At 63.1% G+C, this 14,030-nt stretch carries 7 protein-coding genes; 1 reads left to right on the top strand and 6 read right to left on the bottom strand.

Annotation, left to right across the window (positions count from 1 at the left end):
* Positions 1-269 precede the first annotated feature (269 nt).
* Positions 270-2,339, top strand: coding sequence for a response regulator (locus tag G3446_RS00035; protein WP_164450349.1), 2,070 nt, complete (start codon positions 270-272; stop codon positions 2,337-2,339).
* A 1,016-nt stretch (positions 2,340-3,355) separates the two neighbouring features.
* On the opposite strand, the gene G3446_RS00030 is transcribed toward G3446_RS00035, so the two are convergent.
* The 6 genes from G3446_RS00030 to G3446_RS00005 form a co-directional block, all read right to left on the bottom strand.
* Positions 3,356-5,029, bottom strand: coding sequence for a HAMP domain-containing methyl-accepting chemotaxis protein (locus tag G3446_RS00030; protein WP_164450348.1), 1,674 nt, complete (start codon positions 5,027-5,029; stop codon positions 3,356-3,358).
* A gap of 310 nt (positions 5,030-5,339) precedes the next feature.
* On the bottom strand, positions 5,340-6,257 hold the full coding sequence (locus G3446_RS00025) for a diguanylate cyclase (RefSeq protein WP_164450347.1): 918 nt from the start codon (positions 6,255-6,257) through the stop codon (positions 5,340-5,342).
* A gap of 369 nt (positions 6,258-6,626) precedes the next feature.
* Positions 6,627-7,028 carry a flagellar export chaperone FliS gene (gene fliS, locus G3446_RS00020; RefSeq protein ID WP_164450346.1) on the bottom strand — a complete coding sequence of 134 codons (402 nt, stop codon included), beginning with the start codon at positions 7,026-7,028 and terminating at the stop codon, positions 6,627-6,629.
* Between the two features lie 845 nt (positions 7,029-7,873).
* Complete coding sequence (gene fliD, locus G3446_RS28895; RefSeq protein WP_164450345.1) at positions 7,874-10,300, bottom strand: flagellar filament capping protein FliD; 2,427 nt, start codon at positions 10,298-10,300, stop codon at positions 7,874-7,876.
* Between the two features lie 32 nt (positions 10,301-10,332).
* On the bottom strand, positions 10,333-10,770 hold the full coding sequence (locus tag G3446_RS00010; protein ID WP_245232213.1) for a flagellar protein FlaG: 438 nt from the start codon (positions 10,768-10,770) through the stop codon (positions 10,333-10,335).
* A gap of 74 nt (positions 10,771-10,844) precedes the next feature.
* Positions 10,845-13,001, bottom strand: a complete 2,157-nt coding sequence (locus G3446_RS00005; RefSeq protein WP_164450344.1) for a flagellin N-terminal helical domain-containing protein — start codon at positions 12,999-13,001, stop codon at positions 10,845-10,847.
* Between the last annotated feature and the right edge of the window lie 1,029 nt (positions 13,002-14,030).

The following is a 14,030-nucleotide window of genomic DNA, read 5'->3' as shown; positions in this document are numbered from 1 at the left end:
TCCGGTTGTCCGCACGCCCTCACCTGAATCGTCGAAAATCGTGCCGAGCGCCCACCGACGCACCCGGCGCCTATCTCCTTAGGCGATTGCCGGACATTCTTATGCCAGGTGGCGCCGGATTGAGGTCCGCCTTCACGGAGCGCCGACAGGAGCATCGCTGGGCGATGTGACTGGCGGGGCGACACAGAAGGCGGGCGTCAAGACAAGCCAGACGGTATGGGAATTGACAGAAATCGCCTTAAGGCTCTTCGCACGACTCGCATCCAATCATGACGCTAGCGACCGACACCGACCTCCTGCTCAAACTCTCATTCGCAATCGGCAGCTCCATGGACCCGGAGGCCATGCTCGACGGGTTTCTCGACAGGTTGCGGGACCTCCTCGCGGGCCAGGGCGGCGCGGTTCTGCAGCTCCACCCGCCAAAGGCGGCGGACGACGACCTGACACCAGTTGCCCGCATGAGCCCGGAAGACCTCCCTCGCCACCCCGCCTACAGTGCATTCTGGGAGGAATGGCACCCGGCAGCGCTCGATCGGGCGCTCGCCGAGCGCCCTCCCGGCCTACCTGTCGTCTCCCTCACTGGAGATTGGGTGACACATGCCTTTCGGCTCCCAGACTTCGGCGTGCTCCTCTTCATCCGCGACGCGGATACCGGAGCGCTATCCACGCAGGCTCAGCATGCGCTCGCTCCGCTCTGGCCGAAGCTCGCGAATGCGGCACACGCCTGCCTGCTGGAGTCCATGCTGAGTCTCGAGAAGCAGCGGCTGCAGCTCGCGACCGAATCCGCCAGCCTGGCCAAGAGCCGCTTCATCGCAAGCATGACGCACGAGATTCGCACCCCACTGAACGGCATTCTGGGCCTGACCCAGCTTGCCGCCGATTCGGGTCTGGATCCGATGCAGCGCGACTACATGGAGCTCATCCGCCGCTCCGCCGACACCCTGCTGGATCTGCTCAATGACATCCTGGATCTTGCCAAGATCGACGCCGAGCAGATGCAGATCGACGAGATCCCCTTCAATCTCCCGGTGATGCTGAGCGAGACGCTCAAGCCCTTCGCGCTCACCGCTGGCAACAAAGGGCTTGGCTTCGTCCTCGATCAGGCAGGCGATCTGCCTCAGCAAAGCCTTGGCGATCCGGGCCGCATCCGCCAGGTGATCTCCCACCTCTGCAACAACGCCATCAAGTTCACGGATCGGGGCGAGATCCGCATCGCGGCCGCCAGCGGGGCACTGGATGACCCCGAGCGTGACGAGATCCAGATCTCCATCAGCGACACGGGTGTCGGCATTCCCCCAGACAAGCTCGAGGAGATCTTTACGGCCTTCAGCCAAGGCGACGCCGCCATTGCGCGACGCTTCGGAGGAACAGGGCTGGGGCTCACCATCAGCGCCCGACTGGTGGATCTGATGGGCGGACGTATCTGGGTGGAAAGCCAGGAAGGCACCGGCAGCACCTTCCATGTCAGCTTGCCGTTGCGCCGCGCCCAGCCGACCGAGACCCAGCTCCTCCCGCTCCATCACTGGCCAGGGAAGCGCGCACTCATCGTCGACGGACACACCGCCAACCGCCGCGCGCTCGTCTACTGGTTCAAACAATGGGGCTTCGAGACGCTGGAAGCGGAGACAGGTCAGCAGGCGATGGAGATCGCCCAGAAGAGCCAGTCCGAGGATCTGCCCATCGACGTCTATCTCTGCGACACCGCGCACCCCGACGTCGACGGCTTCGCGCTGGCCAGCGCCCTCAAGGCGGCTGGCCTGAGCGAGCGCTGTCAGGTCATCCTCGTCTCCGCCGCCGGCAAGCGCGGCGACGCGCGACGCTGCCGCGAGACTGGGGTCGGCGCCTTCCTCACCAAACCGGCGACACCGCTGGAGCTGCGTGAGACCCTGACCCGTTTCCTAAGCGTCAACGAGACGGAGTCCGACGCACCCCTGGTCACAAGGCACCACTTGGCCGAGCACCGGCAACGCCTGCGCATCCTGTTCGTCGACGACAACCCCATCGCGCAAAAGCTCGCCGGCAGCCTGCTCAAGCAATGGGGCCATGACGTCAGCATCGCGACGGACGGGCAAGCGGCCGTGGAGCGCTACAGCTCCGAGCGCTTCCACCTCGTCTTCCTCGACCTCTACATGCCGGGAATGGACGGCATCGAAACCGCCCGCGCCCTGCGCGAGATCGAGCGGGGCGGGAACCGCACCCCCATCATCGGCATGACCGTCCACGCGCTCGAGGCCGACGCCGCACGCTGCCGCGAGGCCGGTATGGACGAGTACATCACCAAGCCCTTGAATCCCAATGTGCTGGAAGAAGTCGTGCTGCGATACGCCAATCAGTTCTGAGCACAGAAAGACCTCAGGCATCAGATCGGCCAGGGTGGACGAGCGAGCGCGAAATCCGCCGAATTCCGCGTCGACGCCGGTGGGCTGTACTCCGAGACTGTCGGGAAGGAAGATCGAGTAGGTTGGGCTGAGGCACGAAGCCCAACAGAGCGGCCGAGCTAAGGCGCTGATTGTTGGGCCTCCTACGTCGGCCCAACCTACGCAGCTCAGCCCTCTCTCGAGAGGCTGAGCGGGGCTGGGCGTGTTGACCTCCAGGTCAACACCTGTCGGCCTCGAGACCGACACGCCTAGGGGTGGCGCCGCCGGCATCGGTGAATTCCCCATCAGCCAGGGCAGACGAGCGAGCGCGAATCCCACCGAATTCCGCGTCGACGCCGGTGGGCTGTACTCCGAGACTGTCGGGAAGGAAGATCGAGTAGGTTGGGCTGAGGCACGAAGCCCAACAGAGCGGCCGAGCTAAGGCGCTGATTGTTGGGCCTCCTACGTCGGCCCAACCTACGCAGCTCAGCCCTCTCTCGAGAGGCTGAGCGGGGCTGGGCGTGTTGACCTCCAGGTCAACACCTGTCGGCCTGGAGGCCGACACGCCCAGGGGTGGCGCCGCCGGCATCGGTGAATTCCCCATCAGCCAGGGCAGACGAGCGAGCGCGAAGCCCACCGAATTCCGCGTCGACGCCGGTGGGCTGTACTCCGAGACTGTCGGGAAGGAAGATCGAGTAGGTTGGGCTGAGGCACGAAGCCCAACAGAGCGGCCGAGCTAAGGCGCTGATTGTTGGGCCTCCTACGTCGGCTCAACCTACGCAGCTCAGCCCTCTCTCGAGAGGCTGAGCGGCGCCGGGCGTGTTGACCTCCAGGTCAACACCTGTCGGCCTCGAGACCGACACGCCTAGGGGTGGCGCCGCCGGCATCGGTTCATCCCCCACCCACCCAAGACAAATCTTGCCTTTCTTTGCGCCCTTTGGGCCTTCGCGGCTCAAATTGCCGGACTTCGGCTGGACAGACCGCCCGAACAGACCCTGTTAGATCCTGAACTGCCCGACGCGCTCCTGCAGCAGAGAGGCCAGATTGGCGAGCTGCTCGCTCGCCGTCGCGATCTGCTCGGACCCGGACGAGGTCTGATCGACGGTCGAAGAGATCGTATGGATGTTCCGGTTGATCTCTTCCGCGACTGCGGTCTGCTCCTCGGCCGCGCTCGCAATCTGGCGGTTCATGTCGTTGATGCCGGTGATGGCCGCGCTGATGGCCTGGAAGGACGCCCCGGCACGCTGTGCCTGGGCCACGCTCTCGCGCGCCATCGACTGGCCCTTCTCCATCACGGAGACCGCCCCGGCCGAGCCATTCTGGACGCGCTCGATCTTCTCCTGGATGTCCTGAATGGACGACTGGGTGCGGCTCGCCAGCGTGCGCACCTCGGCCGCGACCACGGCGAAGCCACGCCCCTGCTCGCCGGCGCGCGCGGCCTCGATCGCGGCATTGAGGGCCAGCAGATTGGTCTGCTCCGCGACACCCCGGATAACGTCCAAGACCGCGCCGATCTCTTCACTGTCGGCCGAAAGTTTGGCGATGACGTCGCTTGCGGATTCCACTTCCTGAGCGAGCAGATCGATCGCCGTAATGGTCTCCGTGACGACCTGACCGCCGGCCTGGGTTTCCTTATCGGTCTCCTGCGCCGCGCTCGCGGCATCGCTCGCGTGACGCGCGACCTCTTCGACAGTCGCCGTCATCTCGTTCATGGCCGTCGCGACCTGATCCGTCTCCGTCTGGCCGATCTTCACCTGCTCGCGTGTCTGATCGCTGGTCGCCGCGAGCTGAACCGCTGCCGCGGCAACCTGGGAGCTGGCGCTGGAGACCTCCTGCAGCAGCCGCTTCATGCTCTCCACCATGCGCGAGATGGCCGCCATGAGGCTGCTGGAATCGCCCTTGCGCAGCGGGATGGAAGTGGTGAGATCCCCCTCCGCCAAGCGATTGACGACGGCCAACACCTGCGCCGGCTCCCCGCCGAGCTGCTTGAGGGTGTCTCGCGTGATCAGGGTCCCCAAGACGGCGGCCAGGATCAGCCCCACGACGATGCCGCCCGAATAGAGCTTTGCCATCAGCTCGCTCTCCCCAACGGCATCATCGAGCTCGGACTGCACCGCATCATTCTTGACGGCGACCATGGACTCGATGAGCACGCCAACGCGATCCGACACCAGAAAGGTCTCGTCCACCACACGCGCATAATCGGCTTGCAGCTCCGCATAGGCGACTGGATCCGTGGCTTCGGCCATTCGCCCAGCGATCTGATCCAGCTCCTCGTACTCCGAGCGCCAGACCTGGTAATCCGCCTTGAAGGCGTCATAGAGCGCGGCCTCATCGGCACTGCGCGGCAGCTGCTCGTAACGCGCGAGCGCGGCCTCGACATTGCTCCACGAGGCGACGCGCTGGCGCATCACCTGCTCGATCAGCCCGCCCGCCTCGGGATTCCAGCTCGCAAGCCCCTTGATCTCATAGGTCTGTCCGCGAATCTGCACCCGCTCGTAATTGAGGCGGTTCAGCTCGACGATGATGGGCAGGGATTCCTGACTGATCGACAGCAGGTGCGAGCGCATATCCGTCTCGCCCTTGATGCCGAACGCACCGACGAACAGGACGATCAAGGCTAACGACGAGAAACCGACGATCAGCTTCACGCTCAAGCGCAACTTCTTCATGGCATACCTTCCTACAACCCGTGGCTCTGCCAAGCCAGCGGCCTATTCGCTGCCGCTCGCTCGACGCAAGGATCAGACTTGAGCATTCCCTGCAATGACGACCTAGAGCCGCGGCCTGATTGCGGATCCAGACAGGAGGCGACTCAAAGGCTCGGCGTAGACGCCGAATGGATGAGGGTAGCGCAATGAGCCAGGATGATCTCGGAGCGCAAACGCAAGCCCTCTCCGAGCAAGTCCACCGCTCAGCCCGATGTTGCGGCGAGTTTACGAAAAACCTCGCGCCCGGTATGCCAACGGGTTCACTTAGCGGCTACTCAGAGGTGCTGGGCAGCGCGAGGACGCGATTGGCGCCAGAGCGCTTCGCGGCATAGAGCGCCTGGTCGGCCTGGTGGTAGAGCTGATCCAAGTCCATGCCCTTGCGATAGCCTGCCACCCCAATGCTGACCTGCGCCGCGACCTGCTCGCCCGTTGGCGTCTCGATCGGCGCACTCGCCAAGTGACGTCTGATCCGCTCGGCACAGTCCAGGGCGTCAGCCAGACCAGACCAGGGCAAGAGCACGACGAACTCGTCCCCGCCCAGACGCACACAAAGATCCGACGTCCGCGTGCAGGCCGTCAGAATCTCGGCGACCCGGCAGAGCAGGCGATCGCCCACAGGGTGACCGTGCGTATCATTGACGTCCTTGAAGCGATCAAGGTCCATGACCAGCATCGAGATGGGCTGCTGGTGCCGAATGCTGTCCGCAAGCCACTGCGCCCCCTGAAGCTTCAAGGCGCGCCGATTGCCGAGCCCGGTCAAGGGATCCCGCTCCAACTGCCGCGTCACGGCCGAGAAGCGCACAGCGTTCTGGATCGCGGGCGCCGCCAGCCCGAGCAGACTCTCGATCGCAACCTGCTCGGACTCCGAAAACCGCCGCCCCCTCATCAGCTTGAGCGTACCCATCTCGGCACCGTTGAGCGTCAGCAGATACTCCAGACGATGACGATCCGGCTTGCCACCCGTCATGACCTCGTCACCCTCAGAGCGGCGATACTCCCAGCCCGTTTGCTCGACCAGGTCGTAAAGGAACCGCCCCAGCGTCCCCATCACCTCATCCAGCTCCAGAGAGGCCGTCATGGACTGGAGGAAGTGGACGGGATCGATACCCTGATCCGCGCGCCGAGCGTCGTGCGCGGTCGAGGAAACCAGCTTGAGCTGCGGACTTTCGATTTGGGTCGTCGGACTCACAACGGCATGCCTGGATAGATGAACCTAGATTTCAAAAAGCAATTAATGGGCCAATAATATTCCTCAGTCTAAACAAAAACTTACAACGAAATAAAAAAGAGCGACGGAAATCCGTCGCTCTCACCAAATCGGCATCATGAGCTTGTAGGCAATACAGCCGCACAACGTCAAACTTTCGCCGCGCTTTGCCAGGTCAGTGGCCGGCAATCGACAACATCATCACCCAATCCGGTCTCGATCATTCTTTCGGTCAGTCATTGCACATAGACCGGACAATCTCAGCACAATCAATCAGCTTTGGCGCGGGATTCGGTGGACTTCACTTTCGCTGGTCAACCCTACTGGCTAGCCAGCTGCCCTCCCCGATCCTCAGGATGCCTGCCTTAACTGGTCAGGTACTGCATCCCACCCCGACTTGATCTCGCGCAGAAGATTCGAGACTTCGGTAAGCGCTTCAGCCTCGTTTCGGGCGCTACCTTGAAGCAGACGCCGAGACGAGTACTCATAGAGCGCCGCCAAATTTTCGGCAAGCTCTCCGCCTTTCTCGTGATCGAGCATTTCCCGTAAGGCATCGATGATAGAGATGGCTTTCCCAAGCTGCTCACCCTTGATCTTTGGATTGCCGTTCACCATGGCTCCGCGTGCAACCGCAATCCGCTCGAGAGCGCCGTCAAGAAGCATCTGGATCAGTCGATGTGGATCAGCCACTGCGGCCTCGGCAAGGTGGCCTGCTTGGCGATATTGGTTGATCTCTTTGCGCATCCCATACATCTCGTCTCACTCCCAAGAGTGGCGTTGATTGAATTCATCAGTCGCGACCCAAGCCGATAAGCTGCGAGCTGACATCAAGAGCCGCTCCGCTAGCTCCGCTGTAATCCGTCGAATTGTCGCTCGATCGACTTCGTCCATCACACGAATCGAGAAACGATCGGAAGGGCTGGCACCGGTCACCTCGATTCTGCGCCTAAGTCTCTGAGCATGAGCACTCAGCTGCTCTATCGATTCCATGCGAGAGGTGGTGTTGTCACTCATACGACGGTCGCTAACACTGGCGGTAGCCATTGCGCTCGAACGGCACTCGCCTGTTCATAGATACGAAACCACGTTTGCCAAGACGGCTCGAGAGCCCCGCATCACGTCAACCCTCCGACGCTCCCCACTCCTCGCACAGTCAGGATAACGGCACGATGAGACCTTTCTTTAGCGATTCGGCGATCGCCGGCTTCACAGAGCCGGCGCAACCGAAGAGGACAGCGTGACGCCGCGCACAGATCCAGACTCAGCGTCCCCACCAATGGCTGACGCTGGTCGAGCGGGAGTCGATGAGACAACCTGTTCCGCGCCATTCGGCTGAACGAAGCAAAGCGGCCGTGGCGGGCACAACGGGCGTCCAGCGCCCGAGCCTCCGGCCACCGGGCAAGCCAAATCAGAGACCTCAGCTAGGCGGGGAGCGCATCCCCGGGATGATGAGACAGGGCGGCAACGGCCCTAGAATGTGTCTGTCAAGCTGCCACCCGAGCGAGCCGCTGATCCGGCGCCACGCTCGCGTAGAGCTGTGATGCTCACTCGCCCCCAAACCGCCCATGAGCGCGCACGACCCCTAAGCGTAGAGCGCGCTAGCTGCTCGCCGTGAAGGGCAGGCGCTCGCTGAGACCTTCGAGCTGATCGCCTGTCGATTGAAGGCTATTGACGATGTTCTCCATCGCCGTGAACTGCACCAGCAGCCGGCTGTTCAACATCTCCATGCGGGTATCGAGCTTATCGCGGTCTTCGTCAAGTTTGTCGAGCTGGGTCTGGATACTGTCCTCGCGCATCGCAATGGCGCCGGATGAGCTGAGGAAATCATCGATCAGCTTGGACAGCTCGCCCGCGAACCCGCGAGAGAAGCTGAACTGGAAATCCCCATGAGCCGCCGCGCCCTCCTTGACGCTGATATTCAAACCATAGGCGCTCGAATCGAGATCGGGGAGCAGTACATTCCCGACGCCGAAGGCCTCGATTCCATCGATGCTACCCGCGACATCCACACCCCGGGTCCCCGTCATGGCCTCACTGATACCCAGCTCGGCCATGTCGTCGCCGGTCTCCGTGAAAGAGACCTCGGAGCTCGCCCCGCCAGACAAAGAAGTGATGCTGAATTGATCGCTATCGGCATCGTACCCAACCGTCACGCCGACACCAGCGGCGACGAGCTCGGAGTCGGCATTGACCATCGCCTCAATATCCGCGCGGAGCTCCTCCGCCGTGCTATAGGTTCCGCTCAAGTTGATCGAGCCTGACTCCACGCCGTCGACGCTGATCTTGAAGCCATAGTCGCCAGCCGCGGCGTCCAGCGGAGTCGTGAAGGTATCGGTACTGCTCTCGAACGCAGCCTGAGTCACGGCAGTGCCAACGATAAGCGCCTGAGTTGGCTCGAGACCCAGCATACCCATGTTTGCCCCAGTCTCAGTGAAAGCGACTTGGGAAATGGAGCCGTACTCGCGTGACTGGAAGCTCAAGCGTTGAGTCGCCACGTCGTAGCCGACTTCCACACCAACGCCTGCCGCCTTGAGATTATCGTCCCCATTGATGCGCGCTTGAAGATCGGCGCGCAGCTCCTCGGCCGACGCATAGCTATCCGTCAGCTCGATCAGATTCGAAGTGACTCCATCGACCTGAATCTTGAAGCTGTAGCCCCCGCCCGAGGTATCGAGCGGAGCCGCGAAATCATGAGACAAGGCGCTCGCGGCCACCTCACCATGGGTCGGATTGCGTGTCACCGAAGCCTCGTAGGTGCCCGACACCGCCCTGGACGCAAAGCTGCCTTGATTCACCTTCGCAGCACTGTTCGTCGTGCTGCTCTGCGTAGCGAAGAGGCTTTCGAACAGCGCGAAATTGTTGCTGAGCGCATCCGTGAGCTCATCCTCGCTGATGCTGAGAGCTCCGTCCCGCTCCGTGCGAATACCAACATTGGTCAGTGCGGTGAAGCCGCTTTCCACACCAGGGACCGCGCTTCCGATCGCCTCACGCAGCCGGTTGATCATCGTGCGCGCCGTGCTGTCTCCGGCCAGCTCGCCGCGCACCAAATTGTTGTCCTCGTCACGAGAGTAGCCGACCAGCTTCGACGCGGCTTCCTGAAAACCGTTGTAGGTCTCGACAAACCCTCTAATCGCCGCTTCCGCGGCACTCTTGTCAGCCGTGATGGAGAAGCTGAAGCTCTCGCCGGGAGCAGCCTTGTTGAGCGTGAACTGGAAGCCGGAGACGACATCGTCCAGCGTGTTGCTGTCGCGCGTCACCTTGAGGCCATTGACTTTCAGCTCGGCATCCCTCGCCTGCTGCGTCTCCGTCACGTTGGCGTAATTGCCCGCGTTGAATGCGAAATCCTCGAGTCCGACCGCGCCATCACCGATGGTGATCTCGAGCGCATTGGACTCGCCCGAGGGCGACGTCAACATCAGCTGGTACTGGCCGTCCACTTGCAGGACGGAAGCCTGCACCCCCGCACCCTGACCGTTGATCTTCTCCGCGATGCTTTCGAGCGAATCCGAGGACTCGATATCCAGGGTCAAGGCGGCGCGGTCGCCATTGACCGAGAAGCTCAGAGGCGCATCTGTAGTATCCGGATCGCCGTCGTCATCGTAGGTCCAGGCCCCGAAACGGATGGTCATCTGCCCGGACTTGCCCAGCTCGCTGTCGGGCTCGCTCTGAGCAGCCGCCGTCATTGCCAGCGACTGGGCGCTCGCGACCTCCAGAACCTCGATCTTGTAGGAGCCGGTCTGGGCGCCAGGGGCAACCGAGTCGGCCGTGATGGCCTCTGAGCTCGGCACCGTCACGGAGCGCGCGTTGAAGAGGTCGTTGTTCGCAAGAGCACTGATCGAGCCCTTGAGCTCGTCGAGCGCACTCGACAACTGCCCGTAGCCGGAGATCTGTGCCTCCAACTTCTCCTGGCGCGTGTCGAGCGTCAGCTCCTGGGGGGCACGCTCGACCTCCACGAGCTGGGAAACGAGACTGGTGATGTCGATCCCCGAGCCGGCGCCGAGCGAGCTGATGATGTTGTTGGCCACGTCCGAAGCACCTCCCCGCCGGATTCAGGTAATCACGCCTGATCGTTGAAGATGAGACCCACGAGCCCCTCGACATACTCCGCGAACTTGAGGGTTTCCTCACTCGGAATCTGACGAATCAGCTCTTCGGTCTCCGCATCCAAAACCCTTACCACCATGCGTCCTGCGTCATCGTCGAGCTCGAACTTCAGCGTATTCCTGCCCTTCTGCATCATCTCATTGATGCGGTCGACAGCCTGAGTCACTTGCTCGAGCCCAGCCTCCTCGGACTCGGCCTCGCTGGCGGCGCGATTACCGAGGCGGCCAACTTCATCCGCCCGCTCCCCCTCGAGCCTTGCGGCTTCGGTCCCCTGCTTGGCGCGGGGCTCATCGGCTGCAAGGGCCACATTGTGCCGCGGAAAAATCCCCGTCGATTGACCTTGAGAGACCTGGACTGCGCCAACCGCCATATTGTTTGCTTCACTGACCATGAATGCCTCCTTCGTGTCAGCGGTGCGGCCTTCCGAATGGAAGGCCGCTGTCCGTCAGCTACGAAGAGCTACCATCATTGCAGGAGCGAGAGCACCTGCTGCGGCGCAGCGTTGGCCTGGGCCAGCATCGCCGTGCCCGCCTGCTGCAGCACTTGCGCCCGGGAGAGCTGCGCCGTTTCCGACGCAAAGTCCGCGTCCTGGATGCGAGAGCGCGAGGCCGCCGCATTGGTCGAGATGCTCGACAGGTTGTTGATAGTGAAGTCCAGCCGGTTGTTCACGGCACCCAGATCGGCGCGGACATCGTTCACCCGGCTAAGCGCATTGTCGATCGCCGTCAAGGCCTCCTGAGCGCCTTCCGCCGTGGAGATGTCGACGTTCTTGATGGCCATGCCGTCCTCGCCGCCGCCAAAGCCCCCAACCTTCAGACCCGAGTTGGAGAGATTCTCATTGGTGCCGCGGGTGATCTCGATCTCCCGGTCCGAGGTGAGCGTGAACTCGCCGACATGGGTCTGCGGCCCCGCGTTGAAGCCAGCCTCCGCGCTGTTGAGGAAGTTCGTGATGATATTGCGGCCGTCCTCGGCGACCAGCTGTACGCCGCCGCCGCCGTTGCCGACCGAGGTACCGTCCTCGCCGGTGTCGACGGCCCGCACGCCGGTCTGATCCGCGATGGCGTTGATCGCGCTCACCAGCGATTGGCGGTCGGCGCTGGTATCGCCCACCGTGCTGAAGCCCGCAATCGCAACCCCGTTGATGGAGCCGGAGACCGCGCTGCCCGTGGTCGCGGTCTGCGCCGTGGTGTTGCCGGCGCGATTTTCGTTCACGACCGCGGTCACGCCGGTCTTGTCGGAAACCAGATTGAAGGCCGCGGCCTTGGAGATGGCGCTGAACTCCTTACCACCGGAAGAGGCGGTATCGTCCTGTGCGTAGGACGGCCCCACCGAGACGCCGTTGACATAGACGTTGCCCGCCGTCATCGCGGTCGTCATGCCGGCCGCGTCGGCGTCGAGGTTCGACGAGACCTGGGTCTTGGTCCCGCTATAGGTGCCCTCCATGAAGCCGGCGTCGGAGGCATTGCCCGTGGCTCCAGAGGTGATGCTGATATCCTGACCACCGTCCGACACCAGCGTCACCGTCCCAGTGGTGATCGATGCATCATCGTTGGTACCGATATCGAGACCAGTCAATGCCTCGGTCAAGTTTCCTGCTGTCGCGTGATGCAGTGTGATGTTCCGGCCATCCGCGGCCTGCAGAGTGATGCCGCCGTTGTCGGAGCCGGTGTCGATGGCGGTGACGCCCGTCCGATCGCTTTCCTTGTTGATCGCATCGACGATGCCCGCGCGGGTCGCGAAGGTATCATCTTCGACGGTCGCAAGCGTGATATCGACACCATTGAGGTTGATGCTGCCCGTGACCGCGCCACCGCCGCCGACGGTCATGGCTTGACCGCCCAGCTCGGTCGCGCCCACGATGGCCGTCACGCCGGTCTGGTCGCTCTTTTCGTTGATCGCGGCGGCGGTGGAGATTGCGCTCGCGCTCTTGCCGTAGGCCGAGGCGGTGTCGTAGGAGGCCTGCGCGCCGTCGATCGCAATGCCGTTGATGATAAGGTCGCCCGAGCCTAGGGCATGGACGTCCGTGGCGGCGCTCGCCATGGCGTTGGCAACGGTGCCGTCGTTCGCCGAACCGGTCCGACTGAAGGAGCCGACGCCCGCGGTATCTTCCACGCCAAGCGACTCGGCGTCGATCTGGCCGATGCTGACACCGATCGTCTGGTTCGCGTCCGAGCCGATCTGCAGCTTGATCTCGCCGACCGACCCGTCCATCAGATTGAGGCCGTTGAAGTTGGTGCTCGAAGAGATGCGATCCAGCTCCTGGATCAGCTGCTGGGACTCGGCATTGAGCGTACTGCGGTTGCCGCTCGTGTAGGTCCCGTTCGCCGACTGAACCGCCAGCTCACGCATGCGCTGCAGGATGTTGGAAGACTCGCTCAAGGCGCCTTCTGCGGTCTGCACCAACGAGATACCGTCGTTGGCGTTGCGCACGGCCTGGTCGAGCCCCTTGATTTGAGAGGTCAAACGACTGACGATCGCCGAGCCCGCCGCGTCGTCCTTGGCCGAGTTGATACGCAGACCGCTGCTGAGGCGCTCCATGGTCTGGGACTGCAAGTTCTGCGACTTGTTCAAATTCTGCTGAGCGCTCAGCGACATGATGTTGGAATTGATGACCATTGCCATGACGGATCTCCTATGGGCCTCTTACTGGCGAGCTGTACGTGACAGCGGCCTGCCGTGGTGACGTTCTGCTGTTCGCTAAGGTTAACGGCAGGCGCCGGGGATACCTTTAGCGATAGCGATCGACGAAGCGACGTCTTGGGCGTCCATCGGCGGATCTTGCATGAGACGCGGGGTGCTGCCCCGTCCATTCCCTTACCGATGCGCGCCCACTGACAGCCTTGGATAACGGCTAGGCGTGGCGAATCTGAAACTCGCGACAAAGGGAGCGTGAGCCGCGTCACAGATACGCCGCGGCGCGCCGAAGAGATGAGCCCACCTCGGGATGAATCCGACCGACACGAGACCGGGCTCCCGACATAGAGCGGAAGCCTCGATACCCTATCTCTAGCTGGCTCCCCCGGAGACAGGGCAGAAACCATACATGAGCGTGAGAGCGCGGCCCCGGCGCGACAGGTGGCGCGCCCACAAGAACCAAGCGAGCGGACCGGCGGCTGGCCAGGGCGCCTGCGGCGCAGCTCGGTAAGCCATCCGGCTCTTGCTCCGAGCTCCGAGGTCGTCCGCAACGGCCCCAGGACTTTCGCGCTAACGCCCATGCCGTGATTCCGGCACCCCCGGAGCATGGGGCAGACGCCGCAGCAGCCTGCAAGCTCGTCGCGGCGGGGCACCGCTCCCACGAAATCGAACGGCTGCGGTGCTGTTCCACGGTAACGCACCGGGCGGAACGTCAACCCCGGAGCAGGAAACGCTGACCGCCCCGATCGGCCATGGGCTGATCGGGGACCGCCCTCAAGCGCGGGACCACCGCCCCGCTACGCGCAGCGAAGCTACCCGCAGTGTAGTCTCGTCACGGTCATGCACTTAGGTATCGGACGAGGACCGATGCGTCGTATCCGGGGCTGCGAGACACCATTTCCGCCACATCTCCCGATAGGCCTGCTCGACGCGCCGCGCAAAGCCCGCCTCGTCGCACCAGGGGCCTGACTCCAGCGCGTCACGCAGGCCCGCGCGGATCGAGGCCAGACGACCCAG

Source organism: Thiorhodococcus minor (assembly GCF_010820565.1).
In the GTDB taxonomy this organism is placed as follows: domain Bacteria; phylum Pseudomonadota; class Gammaproteobacteria; order Chromatiales; family Chromatiaceae; genus Thiorhodococcus; species Thiorhodococcus minor.
This window is presented reverse-complemented; position numbering and strand designations above follow the sequence as displayed.